Origin of the sequence: Loktanella sp. SALINAS62 (assembly GCF_018263905.1) — a bacterium.
Taxonomy (GTDB): Bacteria; Pseudomonadota; Alphaproteobacteria; order Rhodobacterales; family Rhodobacteraceae; genus Loktanella.
Window position 1 is genome coordinate 303,676 of sequence record NZ_JAAFZU010000001.1, and the last position, 26,139, is coordinate 329,814.

At 63.0% G+C, this 26,139-nt stretch carries 29 protein-coding genes; 20 read left to right on the plus strand and 9 right to left on the minus strand.

Annotation, left to right across the window (positions count from 1 at the left end; translation table 11 throughout):
* Positions 1–45 precede the first annotated feature (45 nt).
* Complete coding sequence (gene pyrC / locus GZH79_RS01460; RefSeq protein WP_211641357.1) at positions 46–1,326, plus strand: dihydroorotase; 1,281 nt, start codon at positions 46–48, stop codon at positions 1,324–1,326.
* Entirely contained in the window at positions 1,319–1,927 is a 609-nt protein-coding gene (plsY, locus tag GZH79_RS01465) for a glycerol-3-phosphate 1-O-acyltransferase PlsY (protein ID WP_211641358.1), read from the plus strand. The genes pyrC and plsY overlap by 8 nt, the downstream gene beginning before the upstream one ends.
* Here plsY and GZH79_RS01470 read toward each other — a convergent pair.
* The 4 genes from GZH79_RS01470 to GZH79_RS01485 all read right to left on the minus strand — a co-directional run bounded on the left by GZH79_RS01470 (position 1,924) and on the right by GZH79_RS01485 (position 5,314).
* On the minus strand, positions 1,924–2,109 hold the full coding sequence (locus tag GZH79_RS01470) for a hypothetical protein (RefSeq protein ID WP_211641359.1): 186 nt from the start codon (positions 2,107–2,109) through the stop codon (positions 1,924–1,926). The genes plsY and GZH79_RS01470 overlap by 4 nt on opposite strands.
* Before the next feature lie 84 nt (positions 2,110–2,193).
* The gene (locus GZH79_RS01475) at positions 2,194–3,564 is read right to left on the minus strand and encodes a glutamate--cysteine ligase (protein WP_211641360.1); all 1,371 of its coding nucleotides are present in this window, start codon (positions 3,562–3,564) and stop codon (positions 2,194–2,196) included.
* A 61-nt stretch (positions 3,565–3,625) separates the two neighbouring features.
* Positions 3,626–4,141 (minus strand): hypothetical protein, encoded by a 516-nt coding sequence (locus GZH79_RS01480; RefSeq protein ID WP_211641361.1) that lies wholly within the window; start codon positions 4,139–4,141, stop codon positions 3,626–3,628.
* A gap of 441 nt (positions 4,142–4,582) precedes the next feature.
* Positions 4,583–5,314: a 16S rRNA (uracil(1498)-N(3))-methyltransferase gene (locus tag GZH79_RS01485; protein ID WP_249218911.1), complete on the minus strand. Its 732-nt coding sequence runs from the start codon at positions 5,312–5,314 to the stop codon at positions 4,583–4,585.
* On the opposite strand from GZH79_RS01485, the gene ubiA reads away from it, so the two are divergent.
* The 4 genes from ubiA (at position 5,315) to GZH79_RS01505 (ending at position 9,336) form a co-directional block, all read left to right on the plus strand.
* Positions 5,315–6,271: a 4-hydroxybenzoate octaprenyltransferase gene (gene ubiA, locus GZH79_RS01490; protein WP_211641362.1), complete on the plus strand. Its 957-nt coding sequence runs from the start codon at positions 5,315–5,317 to the stop codon at positions 6,269–6,271.
* Between the two features lie 61 nt (positions 6,272–6,332).
* The gene (locus GZH79_RS01495; RefSeq protein WP_211641363.1) at positions 6,333–8,201 is read left to right on the plus strand and encodes an OmpA family protein; all 1,869 of its coding nucleotides are present in this window, start codon (positions 6,333–6,335) and stop codon (positions 8,199–8,201) included.
* 16 nt (positions 8,202–8,217) lie between these two features.
* On the plus strand, positions 8,218–8,532 hold the full coding sequence (locus GZH79_RS01500) for a hypothetical protein (protein WP_211641364.1): 315 nt from the start codon (positions 8,218–8,220) through the stop codon (positions 8,530–8,532).
* A 129-nt stretch (positions 8,533–8,661) separates the two neighbouring features.
* Complete coding sequence (locus GZH79_RS01505) at positions 8,662–9,336, plus strand: type 1 glutamine amidotransferase domain-containing protein (protein ID WP_211641365.1); 675 nt, start codon at positions 8,662–8,664, stop codon at positions 9,334–9,336.
* Positions 9,337–9,424: 88 nt separating this feature from the next.
* Here GZH79_RS01505 and GZH79_RS01510 read toward each other — a convergent pair whose 3' ends face one another.
* The gene (locus GZH79_RS01510) at positions 9,425–10,387 is read right to left on the minus strand and encodes an L-threonylcarbamoyladenylate synthase (RefSeq protein WP_211641573.1); all 963 of its coding nucleotides are present in this window, start codon (positions 10,385–10,387) and stop codon (positions 9,425–9,427) included.
* Positions 10,388–10,479: 92 nt separating this feature from the next.
* Between GZH79_RS01510 and GZH79_RS01515 the strand changes: the two genes are divergently transcribed.
* From GZH79_RS01515 to GZH79_RS01530, 4 genes are all read left to right on the plus strand, one after another.
* The gene (locus tag GZH79_RS01515) at positions 10,480–12,186 is read left to right on the plus strand and encodes an acyl-CoA dehydrogenase (protein ID WP_211641366.1); all 1,707 of its coding nucleotides are present in this window, start codon (positions 10,480–10,482) and stop codon (positions 12,184–12,186) included.
* A 70-nt stretch (positions 12,187–12,256) separates the two neighbouring features.
* Entirely contained in the window at positions 12,257–13,321 is a 1,065-nt protein-coding gene (locus GZH79_RS01520; RefSeq protein ID WP_211641367.1) for an MBL fold metallo-hydrolase, read from the plus strand.
* A gap of 54 nt (positions 13,322–13,375) precedes the next feature.
* Entirely contained in the window at positions 13,376–13,510 is a 135-nt protein-coding gene (locus tag GZH79_RS01525; RefSeq protein WP_211641368.1) for an aa3-type cytochrome c oxidase subunit IV, read from the plus strand.
* Positions 13,510–14,121, plus strand: coding sequence for a hypothetical protein (locus GZH79_RS01530; protein WP_249218912.1), 612 nt, complete (start codon positions 13,510–13,512; stop codon positions 14,119–14,121). Before GZH79_RS01525 ends, GZH79_RS01530 begins: the two co-directional genes overlap by 1 nt.
* On the opposite strand, the gene GZH79_RS01535 is transcribed toward GZH79_RS01530, so the two are convergent.
* Complete coding sequence (locus GZH79_RS01535; RefSeq protein ID WP_211641369.1) at positions 14,118–14,447, minus strand: AzlD domain-containing protein; 330 nt, start codon at positions 14,445–14,447, stop codon at positions 14,118–14,120. The two genes, GZH79_RS01530 and GZH79_RS01535, sit on opposite strands and share 4 nt — an antisense overlap.
* On the minus strand, positions 14,444–15,142 hold the full coding sequence (locus GZH79_RS01540; protein ID WP_211641370.1) for an AzlC family ABC transporter permease: 699 nt from the start codon (positions 15,140–15,142) through the stop codon (positions 14,444–14,446). The genes GZH79_RS01535 and GZH79_RS01540 overlap by 4 nt, the downstream gene beginning before the upstream one ends.
* A gap of 56 nt (positions 15,143–15,198) precedes the next feature.
* Here GZH79_RS01540 and GZH79_RS01545 point away from each other — a divergent pair, with 56 nt between their 5' ends.
* From GZH79_RS01545 to GZH79_RS01570, 6 genes are all read left to right on the plus strand, one after another.
* Entirely contained in the window at positions 15,199–16,077 is an 879-nt protein-coding gene (locus GZH79_RS01545) for a formate dehydrogenase accessory sulfurtransferase FdhD (RefSeq protein ID WP_249218913.1), read from the plus strand.
* A 76-nt stretch (positions 16,078–16,153) separates the two neighbouring features.
* The gene (gene mobA / locus GZH79_RS01550) at positions 16,154–16,735 is read left to right on the plus strand and encodes a molybdenum cofactor guanylyltransferase MobA (protein ID WP_211641372.1); all 582 of its coding nucleotides are present in this window, start codon (positions 16,154–16,156) and stop codon (positions 16,733–16,735) included.
* Entirely contained in the window at positions 16,732–17,226 is a 495-nt protein-coding gene (gene mobB / locus GZH79_RS01555; protein WP_211641373.1) for a molybdopterin-guanine dinucleotide biosynthesis protein B, read from the plus strand. Before mobA ends, mobB begins: the two co-directional genes overlap by 4 nt.
* Positions 17,223–19,373 carry a gephyrin-like molybdotransferase Glp gene (glp, locus tag GZH79_RS01560; protein WP_211641374.1) on the plus strand — a complete coding sequence of 717 codons (2,151 nt, stop codon included), beginning with the start codon at positions 17,223–17,225 and terminating at the stop codon, positions 19,371–19,373. The genes mobB and glp overlap by 4 nt, the downstream gene beginning before the upstream one ends.
* Complete coding sequence (locus tag GZH79_RS01565) at positions 19,370–19,948, plus strand: GNAT family N-acetyltransferase (protein WP_211641375.1); 579 nt, start codon at positions 19,370–19,372, stop codon at positions 19,946–19,948. The genes glp and GZH79_RS01565 overlap by 4 nt, the downstream gene beginning before the upstream one ends.
* 135 nt (positions 19,949–20,083) lie before the next feature.
* Positions 20,084–21,106 (plus strand): aspartate-semialdehyde dehydrogenase, encoded by a 1,023-nt coding sequence (locus GZH79_RS01570; protein WP_211641376.1) that lies wholly within the window; start codon positions 20,084–20,086, stop codon positions 21,104–21,106.
* 81 nt (positions 21,107–21,187) lie between these two features.
* Here GZH79_RS01570 and GZH79_RS01575 read toward each other — a convergent pair whose 3' ends face one another.
* A complete protein-coding gene (locus tag GZH79_RS01575) occupies positions 21,188–22,405 on the minus strand; it encodes a GGDEF domain-containing protein (RefSeq protein WP_211641377.1) in 1,218 nt (405 codons plus the stop codon).
* Positions 22,406–22,569: 164 nt separating this feature from the next.
* Between GZH79_RS01575 and GZH79_RS19180 the strand changes: the two genes are divergently transcribed.
* The gene (locus GZH79_RS19180) at positions 22,570–22,701 is read left to right on the plus strand and encodes a hypothetical protein (RefSeq protein ID WP_283094773.1); all 132 of its coding nucleotides are present in this window, start codon (positions 22,570–22,572) and stop codon (positions 22,699–22,701) included.
* A gap of 8 nt (positions 22,702–22,709) precedes the next feature.
* Here GZH79_RS19180 and GZH79_RS01580 read toward each other — a convergent pair whose 3' ends face one another.
* Positions 22,710–23,357, minus strand: coding sequence for a carbonic anhydrase (locus GZH79_RS01580; RefSeq protein WP_211641378.1), 648 nt, complete (start codon positions 23,355–23,357; stop codon positions 22,710–22,712).
* Positions 23,358–23,495: 138 nt separating this feature from the next.
* Between GZH79_RS01580 and GZH79_RS01585 the strand changes: the two genes are divergently transcribed.
* The 3 genes from GZH79_RS01585 (at position 23,496) to GZH79_RS01595 (ending at position 26,126) form a co-directional block, all read left to right on the plus strand.
* Complete coding sequence (locus GZH79_RS01585; RefSeq protein WP_211641379.1) at positions 23,496–23,870, plus strand: hypothetical protein; 375 nt, start codon at positions 23,496–23,498, stop codon at positions 23,868–23,870.
* Between the two features lie 61 nt (positions 23,871–23,931).
* Positions 23,932–25,299: a leucyl aminopeptidase family protein gene (locus GZH79_RS01590; RefSeq protein WP_211641380.1), complete on the plus strand. Its 1,368-nt coding sequence runs from the start codon at positions 23,932–23,934 to the stop codon at positions 25,297–25,299.
* Positions 25,296–26,126 (plus strand): NlpC/P60 family protein, encoded by an 831-nt coding sequence (locus tag GZH79_RS01595; RefSeq protein ID WP_211641381.1) that lies wholly within the window; start codon positions 25,296–25,298, stop codon positions 26,124–26,126. Before GZH79_RS01590 ends, GZH79_RS01595 begins: the two co-directional genes overlap by 4 nt.
* Positions 26,127–26,139: the final 13 nt, after the last annotated feature.

Sequence of the window (26,139 nt, forward strand, 5' to 3'; positions counted from 1 at the left end):
CCGTGGACCTGCCTAAACCTCGGGCACCTTTGACGGACGCCCCAGATGACATTGATCCATTTCACCAACGCCCGCCTGATCGACCCCGTGGCACTGACCGACGCGCAGGGGACGCTGACTGTGCGCGATGGGGTGATCGTGGCGGTCGATGGACCGACCCCGCCTGACGCACAGGTGATCGATTGCGGCGGTCACTGTCTTGCGCCCGGAATCATCGACATCGGGGTCAAGGTGTCCGAACCCGGCGAACGGCATAAGGAATCGTTCCGATCCGCCGGACGCGCCGCTGCGGCAGGCGGTGTCACCACGATCGTCACCCGTCCCGATACGCTGCCCGCCATCGACACCCCCGAAACGCTGGAATTTGTCGCCCGCCGCGCGGCTGCGGATGCCGCTGTCCACGTCCTGCCCATGGCCGCCCTGACCAAGGGCCGCAACGGACATGAAATGACGGAAATCGGCCTGTTGCAGGATGGCGGGGCGGTTGCCTTTTCCGACTGCGACCGCGTGGTCACCAACACAAAAGTTTATGCCCGCGCACTGACCTACGCCCATAGCCTAGATGCGCTTGTCATCGGCCATGTGCAGGACCCGATCCTGTCGGACGGGGCCGCCGTGACATCTGGTAAATTCGCGTCCCTGCGCGGCCTGCCCGGCGTGTCCCCAATGGCCGAACGCATGGCGCTGGACCGCGATATATCCCTATTGGAAATGACCGGCGCGAAATATCACGCAGACCAGATCACCACCGCCCGCGCCCTGCCCACACTTGAACGCGCGAAACGCAACGGGCTGGACATCACCGCAGGCGTCAGCATCCACCACCTGACCCTGAACGAGCTGGACGTCGCGGATTACCGCACCTTTTTCAAGCTGAAGCCGCCGTTGCGATCAGAGGATGATCGCCGCGCCGTCATCGCGGCCTTGGCCGAAGGGCTGATCGACATCATCAGTTCCATGCATACCCCACAGGACGAGGAATCGAAGCGCCTGCCATTCGAAGACGCGGCATCAGGCGCCGTCGGTCTGGAAACCCTGCTGCCCGCCGCCCTGCGCCTGGTCTACGAAGACCATCTGTCGTTACCGCGCCTGTTCCGCGCCCTGGCGCTGAACCCCGCCCGTCGTCTGGGGTTGCAGGCCGGTCGCCTGCGCGATGGCGCGCCCGCCGACCTGATCCTGTTCGACCCTGATGCGCCGTTCGTGCTGAACCGCGAAACCCTGCGGTCAAAATCAAAGAATACGCCGTTTGACGGTGCCCGCCTGCAAGGCCGCGTGCTGGGCACATGGGTCGATGGTCGGCGCATATTTGGAGACACCGATGCCTGAATTCACCAGTCCTGCGGGCGTTCTGCTGTTGTGGGCCATCTTGGGCTATCTGTTGGGATCGATCCCCACCGGCGTCGTGACCGCCCGCGCCATGGGTCTGGGCAACCTGCGCGAAATCGGGTCTGGCAATACAGGCGCCACTAACGTGCTGCGGACCGGCAACAAGACGGCGGCGCTGATCACCCTTTTGGGCGACGCGATCAAAGGGATCGCCGCCGTGATGCTGGCCCAGCGGTTCGCGGGCCCGGATGCGGCACAAGTCGCCGCCTTTGCCGCATTCATCGGACATTGCTACCCGGTCTGGCTGCGTTTTATCGGCGGTAAGGGGGTTGCGACATTTTTGGGTCTGGCGCTGGTTCTGGCGCCGCTGTCGGGGCTGATCGCCTGTGTGATCTGGGCAGGCACCGCGAAGCTGTCGAAAATTTCGTCACTGTCGGCGCTTGTGGCCGCGGCCCTGACGCCCTTTACGATGCTGCTGACCGGATCATACGACACTGTGGCCTTGGCGATTGTGTTGGCCATTCTAATTTTCTGGCGGCACCGCGCCAACATCATACGACTGTGGGCAGGCACCGAACCGAAACTGGGGCGCAGCCCCTAACGCACGAAAACAAAGCGCAGCAACCAAACCGGCCAGCCCAGTACCGCCCGCAACGGCAGCACACCCAATACAATCGCCACTGGCATAACTAGCGCTACGCCAACCAGCGCGCCTGCGGCGACAGCCACGCCGCTGCCCATGGGCAAGCCCAGAAACATCGGTCCGGCAAAAAGTAGCGGCAACAGCCCGCGTCTGATCAAGAGTCCCATCCGAACAGGAATCCCGAACATTGCGGCAAAGATGTGGCAGCCCCCCGGCGCCACAAATCAATATTGGAATTCGTTGTAGACCGGGTCCAGCGTTTCGCCCCACGCCCCATGATACCGCGCCAGCAACTCGTCCGCGGGCACCTGCCCGGTTTCGATGCTGTCCTTGAGCGCGTTCAGGAAATGCGTCTCGTCCGGGATCAACCCCCCGGTGCCGGGGCGCGCGCGCGCCTTCAGACCGGCTTCTGCGATGGCGACGCAGTCGCGCGCAAGCGCATGCATGTCGATGCCGTCCACCTTGGCCTGCAGCCCATCGACCGATGCCGCCACGCGCAGCGCCTCGCGCTGTTCGGCGGTCCAGTCCTTGCACAGGTCCCATGCCGCATCCAGCGCGGTCTGGTCATACATCATGCCGACCCAGAACGCGGGCAGCGCGCACAGCCGCCGCCACGGGCCGCCATCGGCGCCGCGCATTTCCATGAACTGTTTGATCCGTGCTTCCGGAAATACGGTCGTCAGGTGGTCAGCCCAGTCCGACAACAGCGGCTTTTCCCCCGGCAGGGCGGGCAATTCGCCTTTCAGGAAATCGCGGAACGACTGGCCCAGCGCGTCGATGTACTTGCCATCGCGATAGACGAAATACATCGGCACATCCAAAACCCACTGGACCCATGCCTCGAACCCAAAGCCGTCTTCGAATACGAACGGCAGCGTGCCGGTGCGGCTGTCGTCCAGCCCGCGCCAAACCCGGCTGCGCCAGCTTTTGTGACCGTTGGGCGCGCCTTCGAAGAACGGAGAGTTTGCAAACAGCGCAGTCGCCACCGGCTGCAATGCAATCGCCGTGCGCAGCTTTTGCACCATGTCGGCCTCTGACCCGAAATCAAGGTTGACCTGTACCGTACAGGTCCGTCGCATCATCTGTTTGCCATGGGTGCCCACGGTATCCATATAGGCATCCATCAGCTTGTATCGCCCCTTGGGCATCAGCGGCATCTGGTCGTGCGTCCATTCGGGCGCAGCCCCCAGCCCGATAAAACCCGCACCGATCTCGTCCGCGATTTCCTTGACCTGTGCAAGATGTTCGTTCACCTCGTCGCAGGTCTGGTGGATCGTTTCCAGCGGGGCGCCGGACAATTCCAGCTGCCCACCGGGTTCCAGCGACACGTTGGCACCGTCCTTGGTCAGGCCGATGATATGGCCACCTTCCTCGACCCGGTCCCAGCCGAACCGGCCCTCCAGCCCTTCCAGCATCGCCTTGATCCCGCAATCGCCCTCATAGGGCAGCGGCAGGTGGGTCTTGACGTCATAGCCGAATTTCTCGTGTTCGGTGCCGATGCGCCATTGATCCTTGGGCTTGCAGCCCTGTTCCAGCAGTTCGGCCAACTGGTCGTGATGTTCGATGGGCCCGCCACCGGATTGAGGAATAGACATGTCGGGCGCCTTCGCTTGAGATGTTTGACTGATCAGTAACTGGCGTGACCGGAGGTCCGCGTCAATGCAAGAGAGGCTTGGTCTTTTGCCACACCGTCACCCGCGCACCCGGTGTGCGTTCCAGCACATCCAGCACGGCGCGGGTGCGGATACCCGGCAGGCTTGCGAAAACATCGAACAACTGGTCAGCGCCTTCTGCATTGACCGGAATTTCCAGCTGCTGACCGCCCGCCCCCGACAGCACCCAATGCGGCGCTGGCAGCGCCATCGGTTCCAGTTCCAGCGCGATCAAATCATCGACATCCATCGCCCCGCCCGTCAGCGGTCCCATGTAAACCAGACGCCGTTCATCCAGTGCCACGATTCCCGGACCCTGCCCGTCCTGCCGGAACCGGGCCCGCTGGACCCCCGCCACAGCCAGCCCCGCGCCGATCACCATGAACGTCCAGCCCAGCCAGCGCACCACGCCAAAACTTTGCGCCAACCACAGGCCCAGCAGCACAAGACCGCCCGCCAGCAGGACTTCGCGCCAGCGCCACAGCGCGGCCCGCGCCTGCGGTCGTATCAATCGCGGCATCTGCCCCTCCCGGTGGCGGGCAACCCGCCGCATAACATTGTCACCCACGGTCGGACCGCGACGCGTCGGGTCGCCCGAAAGACGCACACGGCAGCGCGGCTGGTCACGGCCAGCGTCGCCACGGCCTGCGCCAGATGCAGCACCGCGCCGCGCGGCGCGTCCGGCGATAGGGCCAGCGGACCACAATCGTGCGGCATCACAGTCAGACAAACCCGCATCAACGGGGCGTGGCCCGCAGCACCATTCACACCGCCACTGTTCGTAATCTTCGCAAATGTCGCCCGATGCACGCAATCATGCAAACGCACCGGCGGATCCTGCATTTTCATCAACCGCATCGCGATGGTCCCCTGCTTCTTCTTGCCAAAAATATCCCGGGGAGGTGCGCAGCACCGGGGGCAGCGCCCCAAACCGATTTTTCGCAGAGAAATCGTGGCATCCTCATCGCCAGTCGCCCAGCGACGCTTGCCACAACGTCAGGGCCGCAACAGCGGCGGTATCGGCGCGCAGAATGCGTGGTCCCAGACTGATCGCGTGGGCCTGCGGCATTGCGTGCAGCCGCGCCCGCTCGGCAGGGGAAAAACCACCTTCGGGTCCGATCAACACGGCCCATGGCCCGACCGGCAATGCCGACAGGTCCAGCGGTGCGCCGGTCAGACCCTCATCGCAAAACAGGATATGACGATCCGCGGGCCAGTGGTCCAACAGGACATCCAGCTTTTGCAGATCATCCACGGGCGGCACATACAGCCCGCCGCATTGCTCTGCCGCCTCGATCGCGTGGGCCTGCAGCTTGTCCTTGCGCATCCGTTCGTTGGTAAACGCGGTCTGCACCGGCACCAGCCGCGCCGCGCCCAGTTCCACCGCCTTTTCCACGATGAAATCGGTGCGCGCCTTTTTGATCGGGGCAAACACCAGCCACAGATCCGGCGGATGTCGCATCGCTGCGGTCTGCGACAGGCAACGCATCAATCCACCGCGCTTGTTGCCAGCTTCGACACAGGCATCCCATTCACCGTCACGTCCATTGATCAGACATACCACGTCCCCCGGTTCCAGCCGCATCACCGCAAAGAGGTAATTCGCCTGCGCCCGGTCAAGCGGGAGTGTTTGCCCTTCGGACAGCGGGTGATCTACATAGAGCCGAACCTTGGATACCATGAAGCGATACATATGACCCCTTCCCCCCGGACACCAGACGCCGCCGTCGCGGATTCCGCAGGCAACTGGGTCGACACCCGCGCGCCCGAATTCCTGCGCCCCTATCTGCGGCTGTCGCGGTTTGATCGTCCGATCGGCACGTGGCTGTTGCTGTTGCCCTGCTGGTGGGCGATCCTGTTGGCCAGTCTTTATACCGGCAGCTTCACCGCCTTTGACGTCTGGCTGTTTGTCGGGTCCGGCGTCGGGGCGGCATTGATGCGCGGTGCGGGCTGCACATGGAACGACATCACGGACCGCCATATCGACGGCAGCGTGGCGCGGACCCGTTCGCGCCCGATCCCGTCGGGGCAGGTCAGAATCCGTCAGGCCTTGGCCTGGATGATCGCGCAAGCGCTGGTGTCGTTCCTGATCCTGCTGACCTTTCCGCCTGTGGCCATCATTGTCGGGATTGCGGCGCTTTTTCCGGTGGCGATCTATCCTTTTGCAAAACGCTTTACGTGGTGGCCGCAAGTGTTTCTGGGGCTCGCGTTCAACTGGGGCGCGCTTTTGCTGTGGACCGCGCATACCGGCGCGCTGCACTGGCCCGCCTTTGTGCTCTACGGCGCGGGTATCGCATGGACGTTGTTTTACGACACGATCTATGCCCATCAGGATGCAGAGGATGACGCCCTGATCGGCGTCAAATCCACCGCCCGCCTGTTCGGTGACCGCACGCCAAAATGGCTGCTGGGGTTTCTGGTCGCTACGGTCGTGGGCGTTTTGTTCGCAACCTTGGGTGCTGTGGCGGACCGCTCTTTCCTGTCACTGGTCATCGCAATCGGCGGGCCGTGGGCGCTGGGATGGCATTTATCGTGGCAATTGGCCCAGTTCGATTCAAAGGATGACGCAGGTTTGCTGCGGCTGTTCCGGTCCAATCGCAACGCAGGGTTGCTGGCTTTGCCGTTTTTCGCCGTTGCACTGCTGCTATGATTGCACCCTGCGACAGGTCGGCCTACACCCTGCGGCACGATAACTGACAGGATTCCGGCCCATGCGCCTATCCCACCTTTTCCTGCGCGCCGGCGCGTTTGTCCTTGCCGCCGGGGTCAGCGTGCTTGCCGCACGCACCACCGTCGCCATGGTCGAAGACATTTCTGTCATGTCGGTGCAGGAAAATCTGGTCGATGCCGACATGCCGTGGACATCGGTGATCGGCGACGGGCTTCAGGTCATCCTCGAAGGGTCCGCCCCGTCAGAAGCTGCGCGCTTTCGCGCCATGTCGTCCGCCGGACGGGTGGTGGATGCCAGCCGGGTCATCGACAACATGACCGTGGTGGATACCGACGGGATCGCAGCGCCGGAATTCGCGGTCGAAATCTTGCGCAACGACAGCGGCGTGTCGCTGATCGGATTGATCCCCGCCGACACCAACCGCGAGGCGCTGAACGCCCGCATCGCCCGTATCGCCGGCGGGGCAGAGGTCACGGATTTTCTCGAAGCTGCCGATTACCCGGTGCCGCCAAATTGGCGCGCCGCGATGGATTACGCTTTGCGTGCGCTCGACCTTTTGCCGCGCTCAAAGATTTCGGTCAGCGCCGAACGGGTCGAAATCACGGCCATCGCGGACAGTGCGCTGGAAAAGTCGCAGCTTGAGACCTCGTTGGCCCGCACGGCACCCACGGGTGTGCAGCGCGCCATCACGATCACAGCGCCGCGCCCGGTGATTTCGCCCTATACCGTCCGCTTTACAGTCGATCCCGACGGCGCGCGATTTGCCGCGTGCGCCGCCAACAGCCCCGAATCTGAACGGACAATCATTTCGGCCGCCAGCGCGCTGGGGTTCAGCGGAAAATCGTCCTGCGTGCAGGCACTGGGCGCGCCGACGTCCGAATGGGGCGACGCCGTGGCCACAGCCATCCGCGCGCTGTCCGATCTGGACGGCGGCACGGTCACCGTTGCCGATACGACCGTCACGTTGCAGGGGCTGGAAACCACCGATCAGGCCGCGTTTGAACAGGCGGCAGGCACGCTGGGCAATACGTTGCCGGACCTGTTCGAACTGGTGACGGAACTGCCACGCCCGGCGGACCCCACCGCCGAAGGTCCGCCGACATTTACCGCCACGCGCAGCCCCGAAGGTCAGGTTCAACTGCGCGGCCGGATCGAAACCGATCTGTCCAATCTGACGGCGGAAAATTATGCGGCGGCAAAATTCGGCGCGGTGAACGTCACGATGGGCACCAACGTGGCCGAAGGCCTGCCCGCCGACTGGTCGGTCCGTGTGTTGGCCGCGCTCGAAGCACTGGCCCAACTAAGCAGCGGCAACGTTTCCGTCACACCCGAAACCGTGTCTGTTGCAGGTCAAACCGGCAACGCGAATGCGGATGCGCAGATCACCGCCCTGTTGATCGACAAGCTGGGTGCCACAGCGAATGCCGAACTGGACATCACCTATGTAGAAGCACTGGACCCCGTCGCCGGATTGCCGACGCCGGATGAATGCATTGCACAGATCGGCGTGGTCACATCGGAACGCAAGATCCTGTTCGATCCCGGCTCTGCCTCTTTGACCAGCGCATCGCAGGACATCATGGATGACATCGCGGACATCCTGCGCCGATGCCCCGACATTGCACTGCAGATTGCCGGATATACCGACAGTCAGGGCGGCGAAGACATGAACCAGCAACTGTCCCAGCAGCGCGCAGAGGCCGTGCTGGACGCCTTGCGCGTGCGCCGTATCCCCATTTCAACATTCGCGGCTGACGGACTTGGCGAAGTTGACCCGATCGCGGATAACGACACCGCAGAAGGCCGCGAAGCAAACCGCCGGATCGAATTTTCACTGATCCAGGCTGAAACGGCTGACGACGACGCAACAACGACCGACGCGGATAACGACACCGCCGAGGACCAATAATGCAGGACCGCAGCACTTGAACCGCACTGAATTTATCGTCGCCACCGCCATCATCCTTTTTATTGCCTTTTCGCTGGGATGGTTCGCCAACTGGCTGGTCACCCGCGCCACGCGCGTCACCAAGGCAGAGATCGGGGAATTGGACCGCATGGCGCAAGCGCTGCACGAAGCCGAAGAAACCCGCGATCAGGCCATCACCTACCTGCAGCAGCGCGAGGCGGAAATCACCAACCAGCTGTCCCAGACAGAAGCCGAATTGCGCGCCGCCATGGAAGGCCTGCGCGACGCCCGGCGCGAGGCCGAAGAATTGCGCAGTCAGTTGCGCGACTGACGTACCGGGGTGGCGTTGACGCCACGTGATATGGCGCCTCAGGGAACTTCATCCCGTCCGACGCATTGAATGTATGACCGCCGCAGATTTTGTCTGCGGCGTTGTGCATTTCGATAAAAGGATACAGCGATGAAAATTTTGATGGTTCTGACCTCGCACGATCAATTGGGCGACACCGGCAAGAAAACCGGTTTCTGGCTCGAAGAATTCGCAGCGCCCTATTATGTGTTCAAGGACGCGGGTGCCGAAATCACACTGGCCTCACCCAAAGGCGGGCAGCCCCCGCTTGATCCGTCTTCCGACACCGACGACGCGCAGACCCCCGCGACCGGCCGGTTCAAGAAAGACGACGATGCGCAAAAGGCGCTGGCCAATACCGACGTATTGTCCACTGTGGATGCCAGCGGTTTTGACGCGGTCTTTTATCCCGGCGGACACGGCCCGCTGTGGGATCTGAGCCAGGACGCCGATAGCATCAAGCTGATCGAAACCGTCGTTGCATCCGACCGCCCGCTGGGTGCCGTCTGCCACGCACCCGCCATTTTCCAGAACACAAAGGGCACGGACGGCAAATCACTGGTCGCTGGCCGTAAGGTCACGGGATTTACCAACACCGAAGAAGAAGCCGTCGGCCTCACGGACGTTGTGCCGTTCCTTGTCGAAGACATGCTGAAAGCCAACGGTGGCATATACCACAAAGGCGACGACTGGGCGTCATACGTTGTGATGGACGGCAAACTGGTCACCGGCCAGAACCCCGCTTCATCTGAAGAAGCCGCTGAAAAACTGCTTACATTGATCTGACAAACTCAGGCGGGGGGGCCGAACATGGCCCCCCACCACACGATTGCAAAAGCAAATAACCCGCCGAGACTAAGGCAGCGCCGTTCGATCAGCGCGGCGCGGCCGCCCTGCGCAGCCGGTCGTTGATCGCGCGGCCCAGCCCGCGATCAGGAACGGGTGCCACCGCAATGGCGGGTGCGTCCATCGCATCCAGCCGGTGCAGGCAATCGAACAGCCGCGCCGCCGCTTCTTGCAGATCGCCTGCAGCAGACAGGGTCAGCGTACCACTGACCGGACCGAACCCCAGCAGCACCTCATCGTTTTGCGCGGTTGTGGCATTCAGTCGCACACGCCCGCGCGGGGCATAATGACTGGCAAGCTGGCCGGGTGAGATCGGCGCGGATGGATCGTCGCCCGGATGCCGCAGGGCGACGCCCAACGCCTGTTCCAATGCCTCTGCAGGAACACCACCGGCGCGCAACAGCGCCGGTGCACCGACAACACTGATGATGGTGGATTCCAGCCCGACGCCGCAGGCACCACCATCCAGCACTGCGTCAATTCGGCCATCCAATCCGGCCAGCACATGCGCCGCCGTCGTCGGTGAAACCCGCCCCGATGGATTGGCCGACGGGGCCGCAACTGGCCTGCCGAATGCCGCCAAAAGCCGTTGCGCCAATGGATGATCAGGCACCCGCACCGCCAGCGTATCAAGCCCCGCCGTCACCAATGACGCGATCCCAGCGCCGGGTTTCAATCGACCGACCAGCGTCAGCGCACCGGGCCAGAACGCCTGCGCCAGCAGATCACCACGGTTGTCCAGATCGATCAACGCGCGCGCCGCTTCGACGGTGGCAACATGCACGATCAGCGGGTTGAAACTGGGCCGCCCCTTGGCCGCAAAGATGCCCGCCACGGCATCGGCATTGCAGGCATCCGCACCCAAGCCGTAGACCGTTTCAGTCGGGAACGCGACCAGCCCGCCACTGGTCAGCAGTGCCGCGGCCCGCGCCACACCTGCGGCATCGGGGCCCAGCCGTTCTGACGTGGCGTTTGCGTTGCGCGATTGCATGACACGGCTACCCTTGGCACAGTTGGGGCCGACATAGCGATCACGCGTGCCGGTGCCAAGCGCCCCGGACCCATAACTTAAAGGCTGAGCACATGCCATATCACGCACCCGCCACCGATATCCGGTTCATACTTGATCACGTCGCCGGGTTTGCCGATGTCACCGCAACGGATCGTTTCGCCGAAGCGACGCCCGATGTCACCGGCGCGATCCTGACCGAAGCGGCCAAGATGTGCGACGAGGTGCTGGCCCCACTGCAACGCAATGGTGACACCCACCCCGCGCGACTGGAAAACGGCGTGGTGCGGACCTCTCCGGGGTTTGGCGACGGCTATCGCGCCATTGCGGACGGCGGATGGATCGGCATGTGTGCCAGTGAAAACTACGGCGGCATGGGCCTGCCATTCAGCCTGTCGGTCGCGGTCAACGACATGATGTCGGGCGCCTGCCTTGCGCTGCAACTGAAACCGTTGATGGCACAGGGCCAGATCGAAGCGCTGGAACACCACGCCTCCGACGCGATCAAGGATCTGTATATGCCGAAACTGGTGTCCGGCGAATGGTCCGGCACCATGAACCTGACCGAACCGCAAGCCGGGTCCGACGTCGGCGCGCTGGCGTCAAAGGCGGAACCGAACGGCGACGGCACCTACAGCATTTCGGGCCAGAAAATCTATATCAGTTGGGCCGACAACGATTTCACCGAAAACGTCTGCCATCTCGTGCTGGCGCGCTTGCCCGACGGTGTGCCGGGGACAAAGGGGATCAGCCTGTTTCTGGTGCCGAAATACATCCCCGACGCGGATGGCAACCCCGGCAAGCAGAACGACCTGCGCGTCGTGTCGCTGGAACACAAGATGGGCCTGCACGGATCACCCACCGCAGTGATGCAGTACGACGGTGCGACCGGTTGGATGGTCGGACCGGAACACGGCGGCATGGCTGCAATGTTCACCATGATGAACAACGCCCGCGTCGGTGTCAGCACCCAAGGCATCGGCGCCGCCGAAGGCGCCTATCAACACGCGCTGGCCTATGCGCTGGACCGCAAGCAAGGCCGCGCAGGCGGCAGCGGCTCTATCGTGGAACACGCCGACGTGCGCCGGATGCTGGCTGAAATGAAGGCCGAAATCTTTGCCGCACGCGCGATTTCCACCATGTGCGCCGTGTCGCTGGATATGACGACAGCAACCGGTGACGCGACACACCGCGCCCGCGCCGCCCTGCTGACGCCGATCGCCAAATCCTTTGGCTCTGACACAGGGATCAAGGTCGCGTCGCTGGGAATTCAGGTTCACGGCGGCATGGGCGTGATCGAAGAAACCGGCGCCGCGCAATACGTCCGCGACGTGCGCGTGACCGCCATCTACGAAGGCACCAATGGCATTCAGGCTATGGACCTGGTCGGTCGCAAGATGATGGACGGCGGCGAAGCGGCACAGGCGCTGCTGGACGAAGTCCAGTCCGGTGCCGACGCAGCCAAAGGTCAGTTTCCCGAACTGGCAGAAGCGGTCTGGAACGCCTCTGTCGAACTGTCCGAAGCGACCGACTGGCTTGTCGCGCGCACCGATATGCAGGACCGGTTCGCGGGTGCCGTGCCCTATCAATCCGCCTTTGCCCGCGTGCTGGGCGGCCATGCCCACCTAAAGGCCGCGTTGCACGGCGATGAAACCCGCCAGCGGCTGGCGCGGTTTTACATCACGCGCCTGTTGCCAGAGGTGTCGGGCCTGCTGGCCCAAGTGCGCGCCGGTGGCGTGGACCTGCTGGCGATCTCGCCGGACGATCTGGCGGTCGCATGATCACTGCCACGATGGCACGACAGGCGGGGCGCAGTTGCGTCCTGCCTGCATCTGCGTCACCAGACGCGCTATGAAAATCAACACACCCTTCCCCGATCCGCCCGCGCCGGGCACGGCGATCACCGTTGCCGACGGCATCCTGTGGATCCGCCTGCCGCTGCCCATGGCGCTGGACCATGTCAACGTCTATGCGCTGGACGACGGCGATGGGTGGACCATCGTGGACACCGGGTTCGACACCCGCAAGACCCGCGCGATTTGGCAAGACCTGATCGACGGCCCGCTGGCGGGCAAGCCGATCAAGCGCGTGCTGGTCACCCACCACCACCCCGACCACGTCGGCCTTGCAGGCTGGTTCATGGCGCAGGGGGCGACGCTGCTGACCACGCGGACAGCTTATTTGCAGGCCCGCATGCTGGTGCTGGATGAACAGACAACCGCGCAATCCGAACAGATCGCGTTCTGGACCCGTGCCGGCATGGATGCCGACATCCTGACCCAGCGCCGTAATGAACGGCCTTTCAACTTTGCCGATTGCGTGCATCCGCTGCCGCTGGGCTTTACCCGGTTGATCGACGGCGGCACCCTGACCGCCGGGGGCCGCACGTGGGATATCCGCATGGGTGACGGTCACGCGCCCGAACATGCGACCCTGTGGTCACGCGACGATGCTGTCGTGCTGGGCGGCGACCAGTTGCTGTTGTCGATCAGCCCCAATCTGGGCGTCTATCCCACCGAACCGGACGCCGACCCCGTGGCCGACTGGATCGCATCTTGCGAAAGATTTCAGCCCCACGCGCGCGCCGAACAATTGATTCTTGGCGGGCACAAGCTGCCTTATACCGGACTGCCCCTGCGCCTGCGCCAGATGATAGAGAATCACCATCACGCGCTGGACCGTCTGCTGGCACATCTGGGGGAGCCGCGCAGCGCCGCGCAATGCTTTGCCCCGCTGTTCAAACGACAGATCGACGCGGGCACCTATGGCTTGGCGCTGGCGGAATCGGTCGCACACCTGAATCACCTGCACCAGACAGGGCGGGTTGCCCGGCATATGGGGCAGGACGGCGCGTGGTATTTCACGGCCAATGACAATCTTGAAATCAGCCCGCAGGATGCCGCCAGCGGGGCGTGACAGCCACCTGCGAATGGTCTATTTCACCCCAAACGCTTACCAAAGGACAGTCTCATGTCAGATCACAAACACGGCGAAATGGACATCAAAACACAGGAAAAGACGTTCGACGGTTTCATGTGGTTCGTGTCACGCGGGACCATTCTGATCATCGCGTTCCTGATCTTCCTCGCGCTCGTCAACGGCTGATGCTGACCCGCCGTGCTGCCCTGCTGGGCGGGGCCGCGGCATTGGCCAGCTGTGCCGCACCGCAGACGTCTTCGACCCCTGAACTGATTGCGCAGCGTCAATTCGCGGGTCCCGGCCCGCGCGTTCTGACGCTGTATACCATGCGCGGCATCCGCACCGGCAATGGTGCGCATACTGCCGTGTTGATCGACGCCCCCAGCCAGCGGATCATGTTCGATCCCGCCGGATCGTTCCGCCACAGTTTCATTGCGGAACGCAATGATGTGCTGTTCGGCATGACCCCACAGGTCGAAGCCTATTACGTCTCTTATCATGCCCGCGAAACATACTATGTGCTGGCCCAAACGGTTCGGGTCACTGATAGCGTGGCCGAACAGGCGGCGCGGTTGTCCCTGACCAACGGTGCGGTATCGCAGGCATTTTGCGCACAAGCGACATCTGGCCTGCTGCGTCAATTGCCCGGTTTCGATGGATTGCCGCGCACGTTTTCACCAAACCGGCTGGCCAATGCTTTTGGCAAGCTGCCCGGCGTCACGCAACGCGAATGGCGTGAAAACGACCCCGACAACAAATCACTGGCGCTGGCCGAAATCGAAATGCAGATGCGCTAGAACGCGCCCGTCAGCCACAGCCCCAGATACAGAGTGGCAAAACCGGTGATCACCGCCGGAAGCACACTGCGCGTCCATAATCCCACCGCCATCGCAACCGCTGCCGCGCACAGCCGCGCGGGGTCGGGCGTCCCCCCTGTGGCCGCGGGCCACAGCACCAGTGGCGCCACAAGACCCGGCAGAACCGCGACCGGCGTGTAGCGCAGCAGACGCAGCAACAGCGGCGGCATCGGACGCGTGCCGATCAGCCCCAGAAACGAAAACCGGATCACGAATGTGCCGATCCCCAACAAAAGGATCACTGTCCAGATGGTGGTGTCGCTCATGCCGTGCGCTCCTCGACGATAACGCCTGCAGCCATGGCACAGGCTGCCGCAATCAGCAGGCCGGTGCCCGACGGCAACCCGATCAGCGCCAACGCGACGACCACCGACACCAGTGCCGCCACGACATGCGCCAGCGTTCGCAGCATCGGGGCAACCATGGCGATGAATGTGATGGGCAACGCGAAATCCAGTGCCGCCGCCTCTGGTATCCGCGCGCCCAGCAGCGCCCCCAGCAGCGTCGCCACCACCCAGACCGGTGCGATCGGCGTGGCCACCCCAACGAAAAACGCCATCCGGTCGCGCACCGTCATCTGCGGTGCCGCCTCGAACCGGGCCACCCCCGCGACATAGGTCTGGTCGAACAGCAGATAGGACACGCAGGCGCGTTTCCACAGCGGCGCATCACCCAAATAGGGCACCAGCGATGCGCTATACATCGCCATCCGCAAATTCACCGCCAGTGCGGCCAGCAGAGTCAGTGCGACGCCCGCATGATCAACGATCATCTGCAGCGCCGCGAATTGCGACGCCCCCGCGATGACCAGAACGCTGAATCCCATCGCCTGCCCGATGGTCAGTCCCGCCTCGATCGCCGACACACCGAACAAGGCCGCAAACGGTATCGCCACCAGCAGAAATGGCATGCCGTCCCGCACGCCTTGCAAATAAACCGATTTCGCTGTGGCAGAGGCCATGGTTTCCCCCTAGGTTTCACAACGACCCGGTTACGCCTGACAAACAGGAACTTCAATTGGCCACCGCCCAGAACGCAAGCTACCTGATCGGCCCCGCACCGGACGATCCGCGCCTGACCCGCATCGTCACCGGCACCGACCAGTCAGGTGCTGCGGTCAGCCTGAACGTGGTCGAAGAACGCCCCCTGACGATCTACCTGAACGCACGCGAAATCGTCACGGCCATGACCATCGGTGACCATCCCACGTATCTCGCTTTGGGCTTCCTGCTCAATCAGGGCATGCTCAAACGCAGCGATCAGGTCACCGGCGTCGACTATGACGCAGAAATCGAAACCGTCGTCGTGCGCACCCGCGTCCAGACCGACCACGAAGACAAGCTGGCGCGCAAGACCCGGACATCGGGCTGCGCCGTCGGCACGGTCTTTGGCGACATGATGGCCGGACTCGATGGCGTGACCCTTCCCGATACCTCTGTCCGGACCTCCGATCTTTATAACCTCAGCCACACCATCAACCGCACGCCCAGCCTTTATCTGGCCGCCGGCGCGATCCACGGCACAGTGCTGTGCAAGGCCGACCAGCCACTGATCTACATGGAAGACGTCGGGCGCCACAACGCGGTGGACAAGGTCGCGGGCTGGATGTTTTCCGAACAGCAAGACGCCGGCGACAAGGTGCTTTACACCACGGGCCGCCTGACGTCTGAAATGGTGATCAAAACCGCGCTGATGGGAATTCCGACACTGGTGTCGCGCTCTGGCTTCACGGCTTGGGGCGTCGAAATCGCCCAACAGGTCGGCCTGACCCTGATCGGACGGATGAAAGGGCAGCGATTCGTCTGCCTGTCGGGCGAACACCGTCTGATCCGTGACGCCGACCCCGCAGCACAACCGCCAGAGCCACAAAAAGCCGGGCGCAAGGCCGCCACATGACCTTCTTCTTGCCAAAAATATCCCGGGGTCCGGGGCAGCGCCCCGGCTGTGCGCCATCCCCGACGGGCTACCGCATATGAACGCCCCGCTGGGTGTCATTCTTGCGGGCGGGCAGGCCACGCGGATGGGCGGCGGCGACAAGGGGCTGTTGCTGCTGGGCCAGACCCGCATCATCGACCACGTCATCGCGCGTCTCGCGCCGCAGTGTGACGGTCTGGTGCTGAACGCCAACGGCGATCCCGCACGCTTTGCCGCCCTTGGTCTGCCCGTGGCGCCCGACGGCATGGCGGATTTCCCGGGCCCGCTTGCCGGTGTGCTGGCGGGGCTCGATCACGCGGCGACCACGGGCCACAGTCATATCGTCACTGCCGCCGCCGATACGCCGTTCCTGCCCTGCGATCTGGTGCCGCAACTGCAACTGGCCGGTGGCGACGCAGGTCTGGCGCTGGCCGCCAGCCCCGGCGGGCGGCAACCGACCTTTGGCCTTTGGCCGGTGGCCCTGCGCGGCCCGCTGCGACAGGCGCTGACCGACGGCATCCGCAAGGTCGTGCAGTTCACCCGCGCCCATGACGCGGGCACCGCCACATTCCCTGACGATGCCGCGTTCTTTAACGTCAATACGCCGGATGATCTGGCCACAGCGCGGGCCATGACATGAACCTTTATGGCGTTACCGGATGGAAAAACGCAGGTAAAACCGGCCTGATGGAACGTCTGGTGATGGAATTGGTGCGCCGCGGCCTGACCGTGTCCACCATCAAACACGCCCATCACAGCGTTGACGTGGACCAGCCGGGCAAGGATTCGCATCGACACCGACAGGCGGGTGCGGATCAGGTGTTGCTTGCCTCGGCCAACCGCTGGGCGTTGATGACCGAACTGCGCGGTGCGCCCGAACCGCCCCTGTCAGACCTGCTGGCGCGACTGGACCCCGTCGATCTGGTGCTGGTCGAAGGTTACAAGCGCGACACCCACCCCAAGGTCGAAGCCTTTCGCGCCGCCACCGGCAACCCGCTGATCGCCGCGGACGACCCGACCATCCGCCTGATCGCATCCGACACACCGCTCCAAACCGACCGCCCTGTCGTCGATCTGGACGACACGACAGCCATCGTCGATTTCATCCTGACCGATCTGGGGATGGCATGACCCACGATGCCGCATTTGACACGGTTCTTGCCGTCGACTGGTCCAGCGGCCACGATCGGGGTGCGGCCCCCAAACAAGATGCGATCTGGACCTGTCTTGCCCGCAGCGGTCAGCCCACTGACCCGGTCTATCATCGCAATCGGCAGGTCGCAGAAGCCAGCATCGCTGATACCATCGCACAGGAACACGCAGCGGGCCGCCGTGTCCTGGTCATTTTCGATTTGTGCTTTGCCTATCCTGCGGGGTTTGCGCAGGCCCTGACCGGCACATCCGATCCGCTTGCCGTCTGGGACTGGTTCGAAGAACGGGTCAAGGACAGCAAGCACGCCAACAACCGCTTTGATCTTGCGGGACAGATCAACGCGATGTTCCCCGGCATCGGCCCCTTCTGGGGCAACGGCAGACCGCACCACGATGTCGATCATCTGCCTCGGACACAGAAAACATCCGGCTACGGCGGCCACGGCCTGCCCGAATTCCGCGACACCGACACGGCAGCAAAAGGGGCGCAATCGCCGTTCAAACTGTCGGGGGTCGGCGTTGTCGGCAGTCAGGTCATCATGGGATTGCCGATGCTGTCACGATTGCGCCGCGGCTTTGGCGCGGACCTGTCTGTCTGGCCCTTCCAGCCCGCCACAACCCCGATCGTGCTGGCCGAAAGCTATTTTTCGCTCTTGCCCGACGGGCTGGACAGGGACCTGCACCCGATCAAGGATGCCGCCCAAACCACCCTTTACGCCACGGCCTTCTCTGCGCTGTCGCAAACGGATATGGCCCAGTGTCTTGATGTGCCAGCATCACAAGAAGGCTGGGTTCTGGGCCTTGGTAGCCAGCACCTGCTGCGTGCGGCGATGCCAGATCCCGTCGCACCGACAAGCGACAGTGCAAGCGGCACCAAACTGACCCCGCCACCCCTGCGCAACGATTGTTTCGCCATGCCGCAGGGCGCACACTGGACGCCGGTCGATGCCGCCCTCGATCATCTGCAAAAGCACTTGTCGCCGGTGACGGGTCAGGACATCATCCACGTGACGGGTGCCGCCGGGCGAATCCTTGCCCGCCCGGTCATCGCCGCGCGCAGCCACCCGCCGCACCCCAATGCGGCCGTCGACGGTTACGCCTTTGCCGGACCACTGCCACCGGGCACACATGACCTGCCGCTGCACCCCGGCCGGTCTGCCGCCGGTGCGCCATTTGCCGGGACCGTGCCGCAGGGACACGCGCTGCGAATCCTGACCGGTGCGAATATCCCCTCCGGCACCGATACCGTCGTCCTGCAAGAGGACGTGACCGCCAGCGACACCCGCATCGCCCTGCACGGCCCCCTGAAACAAGGCGCCAATGCCCGCCGCGCCGGAGAGGACATGACCAAAGGCGACATCGTCCTGCCCGCGGGCCGGCGCCTGACGCCCGCCGACCTTGCGACCCTTGCCGCCTGCGGCACCGGTGACATCACCGTGCGGCAGCGGCTGCGCGTCGGCGTGCTGTCCACCGGTGACGAATTGCGCGACCCCGGCAGCGTCGTCGACGATGGCCAGATTTTCGACGCCAACCGCGCCATGCTGCTGGCCGACGTGGCAGGCTGGGGCCATGCGCCCGTCGATCTGGGCCGCGCGCCCGATGACCGCGACCGCCTGCGCCACATCCTGACGCAGGCCGCCACCCGTTGCGACGCGATCCTGACCTCTGGCGGCGCATCTGCCGGGGACGAAGACCACGTCTCCGCCCTGCTGGCGACCACCGGCAGCTTTGCCCTGTGGCGTATCGCGGTAAAGCCGGGCCGCCCACTGGCACTGGGGCTGTGGGATGGCGTGCCGGTCTTCGGCCTGCCGGGCAATCCGGTCGCCGCACAGGTCTGCGCGCTGATCTTTGCCTATCCTGCGCTGGCGGTGCTGGCGGGGGCTGACTGGCAGCCGCCGCAATCGTTCACCGTGCCCGCCGGGTTCAGCAAATCCAAAAAACCCGGCCGCCGCGAATACCTGCGCGCACGCATCAACGACGGCGCCGCGCAGGTATTCCCCTCCGAAGGGTCGGGCCGCGTTTCTGGGCTAAGCTGGGCAACCGGGCTGGTTGCATTGCCCGACGACGGCATCGACGTTCGCCCCGGCACCCCGGTCACATTCCTGCCGTTCACCGGATTTTCATGATCATCAGCCGTGGCGTGCCCACAGCCGACAGATCAGCGGCAGCCCGACTTTACTGGCAGGCCTTCGGCGGCAAGCTGGGCCGTGTCATGGGCCCAGACGCCCGCGCCCTAGCCTATATCGGGCGGGCCATGCGCAGCGATCACGCGTTGACAGCCCATGATGCAACCGGACGCCTGATCGGCATCGTTGGTTTCAAAACCCCCGACGGCGCCTTTGTCGAAGGCGGTCTTGCAGACATGCGCGCGGCCTATGGCACCATCGGCGCGCTCTGGCGGGCCGTGCCACTGGCCCTGCTGGACCGCGATATCGACAATGCACGCTTTTTGATGGACGGTATCTGCGTTCACCCCGATGCACGCGGCCAAGGCGTCGGCACCGCCCTGCTGGACGCGATCTGCGGCGAAGCACGCCAGCGCGGTTATTCCCATGTGCGCCTTGACGTCATAGATCGCAACACCCGCGCCCGCGCGCTTTACCAACGCCTTGGCTTCGTGCCCGTCGCGACCCAGACGATGGGCCCGCTGCGCCATATCTTCGGCTTTGCCAGCAGCACCACGATGGTCAAAACGCTCTGACCGCGATGATCCGCTGTTTTCAAAATATCCCGGGGGGGTGCGCAGCACCGGGGGCAGCGCCCCCTGCCACACCATCCACCCTTTCCCTTTGCCGCTAATCAGCGTAACAGCCCTTCGTCATTCAAGGAGCAGACCATGGGTTACAGAATCGCCGTCGTCGGGGCCACGGGCAACGTGGGCCACGAAATGCTGAACATCCTCGCGGAACGGATGTTCCCCGTGGACGAGATCGTCGCGCTCGCCAGCCGCAAATCGCTGGGCACCGAAGTCAGCTTTGGCGACAAGACCTTGAAGACCAAGGATCTTGATACCTTTGATTTTACCGGCTGGGACATGGCGCTGTTCGCCGTGGGGTCAGAGGCCACGAAAAAATATGCCCCCATCGCCGCCAAGGCAGGCTGCGTCGTGATCGATAACTCGTCGCTTTACCGCTACGACAGCCAAATCCCGTTGATCGTGCCAGAGGTAAACCCCGAAGCGATCCACGATTACAAGAACAAGATGATCATCGCCAATCCGAACTGTTCGACGGCCCAGATGGTCGTGGCGCTGAAACCCCTGCATGATCGCGCCCGGATCAAACGCGTGGTGGTCAGCACCTATCAATCCGTGTCCGGTGCGGGCAAGGAAGGCATTGACGCGCTGTGGGATCAGACAAAGTCGATCTACAATCCCACCGACAATCCACCGATGGACCAGTTCACCAAACAGATTGCGTTCAACGTGATTCCACACATCGACGTCTTCATGGAAGACGGATCGACCAAGGAAGAATGGAAGATGATGGTCGAGACGAAAAAGATCATCGACCCGTCCATCAAGGTCACGGCGACCTGCGTGCGCGTGCCCGTATTCGTCGGCCATTCCGAAGCGATCAACATCGAATTCGAGGACCATCTCGACGAAGACGAAGCGCGCGACATCCTGCGCGAAGCGCCGGGCGTCATGGTGATCGACAAGCGTGAAGACGGCGGCTACGTGACCCCGATCGAATGTGTGGGCGACTTTGCCACCTTTATCAGCCGTATCCGGCAGGACAGCACGCTGGATAACGGCCTGAACCTTTGGTGCGTGTCCGACAACCTGCGCAAGGGTGCCGCGCTGAACGCGGTGCAAATCGCCGAACTGCTGGGCCGTGAGTGCCTAAAAAAAGGCTGACCGCCGCAACAGGCGCGGTTGTCTGATATCTTTGGGCGGGCCTTCGGGTCCGCCCTTTGCACGTTCCGGACCGTGTTTGCGTCAGGCTGTATACAGCAGCGATACCGCGCGGGGGCTGTCACCCGCCATGCGCCAGCAGTCGCGGCCTGCGCGTTTCGCATCATAAAGCGCGCTATCGGCACGGGTCATCAATCCGGCACGGTCAAACGGCGCACCTGCCGGTGTCACGGTCAATCCCAGACTGATGGTGACCACCCCGACCCCATCCATCCGACCGGGGTGCGGGTCGGCCCGCGCACGGATATCACCGACGATCCGCGTCGCCAGCGCCTTGGCACGCGCAACCGACATCGACCTTGCGACAATGGCGAATTCTTCACCGCCGATGCGGGCGACGCGCACGCCGGCGCCATCAGCGGCAGCCAACAGGACGGACGCGACCCGTTGCAGGCAGGCATCCCCCGCAGGATGTCCCAGGGAATCGTTGTAAAGCTTGAAATGATCGATATCGATCATCATCAGCGCGACAGATGTATCGTCAGCGACCCAGGACTGCATCATCCGGTCAAAACTGCGGCGGTTGGCGATCCCGGTCAGCGGATCGGTCAACGACAGGGCGGTCATGCGCGCATTTGACGATTCCGCGGAATCGGCACGATGCGATGCGCGGTGCGCCAGCATGAAATCACGGCATCGCTGCACTTCACGGTGATGGTTTGCGAACAGGCAGAACACGCAAGCCGTCAATATCTGGATCGTGAACGCGAATTGCTGATGCACGGTCAGATCGGCCTTTGTCATCAGGGCGATCAGCGTGCTGCACAAGACGAACGCGGTATATAAAATGGCGTGTCGGAACCGCAGCGCCACCAGCACCGTGGCAAAGACAATCACCAGCGTCAGTTCGTTGAAAGACAGCAATGCCGACGGCACGCGGGACCACCAGAACAACCCCAGCGGCGGAAGATAGGCGTTCATCAGCCCCAGCAACAGCAGACGTTCCCGCCAGACAGGGCCCACGCGACAGATGATCACGATCAACACCAGCGAACACGGCGTCACGATCCCGACCCGCAAAATGACAGATACGACGAAAATGTCCGTCAGCAACACTTGGGCGGTCAGGTTATAGACATTGTACAACACCAGTCCGAACAGGATCATGCGCGCGATATGCTGTCTGCGGTCTTGGCCCTGTTCGGTTTCATATTTGGCATCGACGGCGGGCGCAAAACGCAACAGCCGATCATACCCGGTGCCTGCCGGAAAGGTTTCAACACGGGATAGCGGCCATGACATCATGCCATGCAGTGTGCGGATAAAACCTTAATCAAACATTTCCACCGCCGTGCACCGTACCCAACGTCGTGGGCAAGGGATAATTCCTGCGGCGGGCGTGAAACCCTTTTGCGCTAACCTGCGTAACTGCTGCTGCGTGGGGGCGCAAAACAGGACCAACCGCCGTGACAATTGCAATCGAATTTCTGCGTCGTGCGATCAAACCAACGCAGCGCCACCAAACGCAACAACCGTCCCGCGATGTCGTGACGCAAGAAGAAATGCTGGACCTGTTCGGTGATCTGTTGCGTCGCTAAGATGCCGTTCAGATCGGATGAAACGCCTGACTGGCTGGATCATAGGCTTCCAGCGATCCATCCCCGATATGATTCCAAAGGCCATGCAGCGTCAAGTCACCCGATTCGACCACCGCGGCCACAAAGGGAAAGGTCATCAGATTTTCCAGGCTGATCAGCACCGCCTCTTTTTCCAATGCCCGTTTGCGGGTTGCATCGTCACCTGCGGGCAGGCGGTCGTAGCCGGGGCGCAGAATATCCATCCACCGCCCCACGAAACTGGTCTTTTCATCCAGCGCGGGGGCATGACCTTCGCACATGTCATAACAGCCTTCGACGCCGCCACATCCAGAATGGCCCATGACCACCAGATGCGCCACCTTCAGGGATGAAACGGCATATTCAACCGCGGCAGAGGTGCCATGGTGTTCGCCATCCGCGTTAAAGGTCGGCACAAGGTTCGCAATGTTGCGGTGAATGAAAAATTCGCCCTGATCCGCCCCAAACAGCGACGTGACATGCACCCGGCTGTCACAGCATGAAATGATCATCGCGCGGGGCCGCTGACCTTCGTCCGCAAGCCTTTTGTACCAGGTTTTGTTTTCGGAATAGGTCGTCGCTTTCCAACCATGAAAGCGTTTGATCAGATATTCCGGAAGGGGTCTGGCTAGATCCACGGTTGTGATCTCCCTGTAATTTAGACAGCGTTTATCGCCATTTTGATTGGAATTCGAGAGACTAAAGCCGATTTGCGCAACGAATTGGGAACCTTGTGGCCCGCATATGTTGGCAGCCCCACAGTAAAGAAGTCCACCATGACCTGCGTTACCGTTCTTCAATGCCATCATCGGTCCGATATCGATCCCGGCCCACTGTCCGATTTGTATGACACGCTTGGCGCTGCAGGCGCCGATCAGGCGATTTGCACCATGCTGGAAGATCTTGCGCAACGCTTGAATATTATCCACGTCACGCGGATCAGCAGCGGTTTTGACGACCTGACCGACCGCGCCGAACGGATGGCCGTCATCGCCGCCGACATCGGCCTGACAGAGGTGGCGACCGCAGCACACCATCTTTCAGACAGTGCCCGGCAACGCGACGGCATCGCCGTCGAAGCAACGCTGGCCCGTCTGGAACGCGGGTTCGATATGGCGATCGGCCAGATCTGGTCAATGCGCAAAGGGTGATGCCTTGTCGTCGGCGACCAGTGGGATAGGCTGGTGTGAACCCCAAGACGCAAGGCACCTTATGTCCGCGACATTCGCACCGCACGATACATCATCCATCCCGCTTTACGTGATTGAGTCCGACGACACCGACGCCATCCCCGAACAGGCCCGCGCATGGGCGGCGGCGGTCGGGTTCACCGGCACGGCAGGCGCCGTTCTTTGTGTGCCCGGCCCTGATGGCAATGTGGCGTTGGCGTTGGTCGGCGCCGGATCGCCCGCATCACGCAAACGCAGCCGGTTCGATGTCGGCAGCGCGGCGCGTAAACTGCCAGAAGGCACCTATGTAATCGTATCGGACCTGCCCCCAAGCGCGCTGGAAGAAGCCGCGTTGGGCTGGTTGCTGGAATCCTATGATTTTGACCGCTACCGCAAACCCAACCGTACCCCCGCACGCCTGATCGCGCCCAAAGGCATCGATGCAGACCGGATCGCCGCCATCGCCACCGGCGAATACCTGACCCGCGACCTGATCAACACGCCCGCGTCCGACATGGGCCCGGCAGAACTGGAGGCCGCAGCGCGCACCCTTGCAGATCAGCACGGTGCGCAGATCGATGTGACCACTGGCGACGATCTGCTGGACGCGAATTTTCCGATGATCCACGCCGTCGGCCGCGCCAGCGACCGCGCGCCGCGCCTGATTGATCTGCGTTGGGGCGACAGCGGCCCGACCCTGACGCTGGTGGGCAAAGGCGTCTGTTTCGACACCGGCGGGCTGAACATCAAACCCGGCAGTTCCATGGGCCTGATGAAAAAGGACATGGGCGGGGCCGCCACGGCGCTGGGTCTTGCGCATATGATCATGGCGCTGGGGCTGGATCTGCGCCTACGTCTGTTGGTGCCCGCCGTCGAAAACAGCATCGCGGGCAACGCGTTCCGCCCGCAGGACATTCTGACCAGCCGCAAGGGGCTGACGGTCGAAATCAACAACACCGACGCCGAAGGCCGGCTTGTGCTGGCCGATGCGCTGGCACTCGCATCCGAAGAAAACCCCGATCTGATCGTGTCGCTGGCGACCCTGACCGGGGCTGCGCGTGTCGCCGTGGGGCCTGACCTGTCGCCGTTCTTTACCGATGACGACGCACATGCCGATGCCCTGACCGTTTCAGGGCGTGCCGTGGCCGATCCGGTCTGGCGACTGCCGTTTCACGATCCTTACGAATCCATGATCGAACCCGGCGTCGCGGATCTGGATAATGCGCCAGCGGGCGGCATGGCGGGGGCCACGACCGCCGCCTTGTTCCTGCGCCGCTTCGTCGATGCGCCCTACATCCATTTCGATATCTATGGCTGGAACCCCAGCGCCAAGCCGGGCCGCCCCAAGGGCGGTGTCGGCATGGGCGCGCGGGCACTGCTTGATGCCTTGCCGCATCTGTTGCCCCGATGACCGACCACAGGCTTTGGCCCGCCAATGACCGGGTTGCCCTGCAGTCATTGGGCCTGCCCGACCGCATTGCGGTTGATGGCACCCCCGCACGACTGACCCGCCCGGTGACGGACTTGTGCCGCGCGCCGGACGGTCCACGCGAACGCCAGCTGTTGCTGGGCGACACTGTGACCGTGCTGGAAACCCGTGACGGCTGGGCATTCGTGCAGACCGATAACGGCTATTGCGGCTATGTGCCCGCCGACCGGCTGGACAACACCGTTTGGCCCACACACCGGGTCGGCACATTTGCAACCCACGCCTATGCCGAAGAATCGATGAAATCACAGGCCGTCATGGCGCTGCCCTTTGGCGCGCGACTACGTGTTCTGGACGAACGGGCGAAATTTTTTGAAACACCGCAGGGGTTCGTGCCGAAAAAACATTTGCGCCCGCTGGACCGTCCCTTTGCCGATCCCGTCACCGTGGCGCAACTGCATTTCAACGTGCCCTACCTGTGGGGTGGCAATTCCACGCGCGGGCTGGATTGTTCCGGCCTGATCCACGCCGCATTGACGGCCTGCGACATCCCCTGCCCCGGCGATGCTGACCTGCAGGAAAACGCCGTTGGTGAACCACTGTCTGCGGACGCGCCCTTGCAACGTGGTGACCTGTTGTTCTGGGTTGGTCATGTCGGCCTGATGGTCGATGCGCAGGTGATGATCCACGCCAACGGTCACGCGATGGCCTGCACCTACGAACCCGTCAATGCAGCGATCCTGCGCATCCAAGCCCAAGACGGAGGAGAGGTGACGCAGCGCCGCAGACTGACCGCGCTATCCGGTTAAGTAATTGTTAAAT

Excerpts from the sequence above, each read along its gene's own strand:
- GZH79_RS01515 (WP_211641366.1), top strand. The coding sequence starts at position 10,480 with ATGCCATATCACGCACCCGCCACCGATATCCGGTTCATACTTGATCAC.
- pyrC (WP_211641357.1), top strand. The coding sequence starts at position 46 with ATGACATTGATCCATTTCACCAACGCCCGCCTGATCGACCCCGTGGCA.
- glp (WP_211641374.1), top strand. The coding sequence starts at position 17,223 with ATGACCCACGATGCCGCATTTGACACGGTTCTTGCCGTCGACTGGTCC.
- GZH79_RS01535 (WP_211641369.1), bottom strand. The coding sequence starts at position 14,447 with ATGAGCGACACCACCATCTGGACAGTGATCCTTTTGTTGGGGATCGGC.
- GZH79_RS01485 (WP_249218911.1), bottom strand. The coding sequence starts at position 5,314 with ATGTATCGCTTCATGGTATCCAAGGTTCGGCTCTATGTAGATCACCCG.
- GZH79_RS01475 (WP_211641360.1), bottom strand. The coding sequence starts at position 3,564 with ATGTCTATTCCTCAATCCGGTGGCGGGCCCATCGAACATCACGACCAG.
- GZH79_RS01480 (WP_211641361.1), bottom strand. The coding sequence starts at position 4,141 with ATGCCGCGATTGATACGACCGCAGGCGCGGGCCGCGCTGTGGCGCTGG.
- GZH79_RS01570 (WP_211641376.1), top strand. The coding sequence starts at position 20,084 with ATGGGTTACAGAATCGCCGTCGTCGGGGCCACGGGCAACGTGGGCCAC.
- mobB (WP_211641373.1), top strand. The coding sequence starts at position 16,732 with ATGAACCTTTATGGCGTTACCGGATGGAAAAACGCAGGTAAAACCGGC.
- GZH79_RS01510 (WP_211641573.1), bottom strand. The coding sequence starts at position 10,387 with ATGCAATCGCGCAACGCAAACGCCACGTCAGAACGGCTGGGCCCCGAT.
- GZH79_RS01505 (WP_211641365.1), top strand. The coding sequence starts at position 8,662 with ATGAAAATTTTGATGGTTCTGACCTCGCACGATCAATTGGGCGACACC.
- mobA (WP_211641372.1), top strand. The coding sequence starts at position 16,154 with ATGAACGCCCCGCTGGGTGTCATTCTTGCGGGCGGGCAGGCCACGCGG.
- GZH79_RS01565 (WP_211641375.1), top strand. The coding sequence starts at position 19,370 with ATGATCATCAGCCGTGGCGTGCCCACAGCCGACAGATCAGCGGCAGCC.
- GZH79_RS01495 (WP_211641363.1), top strand. The coding sequence starts at position 6,333 with ATGCGCCTATCCCACCTTTTCCTGCGCGCCGGCGCGTTTGTCCTTGCC.
- GZH79_RS01595 (WP_211641381.1), top strand. The coding sequence starts at position 25,296 with ATGACCGACCACAGGCTTTGGCCCGCCAATGACCGGGTTGCCCTGCAG.
- GZH79_RS01590 (WP_211641380.1), top strand. The coding sequence starts at position 23,932 with ATGTCCGCGACATTCGCACCGCACGATACATCATCCATCCCGCTTTAC.
- GZH79_RS01575 (WP_211641377.1), bottom strand. The coding sequence starts at position 22,405 with ATGTCATGGCCGCTATCCCGTGTTGAAACCTTTCCGGCAGGCACCGGG.
- GZH79_RS01540 (WP_211641370.1), bottom strand. The coding sequence starts at position 15,142 with ATGGCCTCTGCCACAGCGAAATCGGTTTATTTGCAAGGCGTGCGGGAC.
- GZH79_RS01585 (WP_211641379.1), top strand. The coding sequence starts at position 23,496 with ATGACCTGCGTTACCGTTCTTCAATGCCATCATCGGTCCGATATCGAT.
- plsY (WP_211641358.1), top strand. The coding sequence starts at position 1,319 with ATGCCTGAATTCACCAGTCCTGCGGGCGTTCTGCTGTTGTGGGCCATC.
- GZH79_RS01530 (WP_249218912.1), top strand. The coding sequence starts at position 13,510 with ATGCTGACCCGCCGTGCTGCCCTGCTGGGCGGGGCCGCGGCATTGGCC.
- ubiA (WP_211641362.1), top strand. The coding sequence starts at position 5,315 with ATGACCCCTTCCCCCCGGACACCAGACGCCGCCGTCGCGGATTCCGCA.
- GZH79_RS01520 (WP_211641367.1), top strand. The coding sequence starts at position 12,257 with ATGAAAATCAACACACCCTTCCCCGATCCGCCCGCGCCGGGCACGGCG.
- GZH79_RS01525 (WP_211641368.1), top strand. The coding sequence starts at position 13,376 with ATGTCAGATCACAAACACGGCGAAATGGACATCAAAACACAGGAAAAG.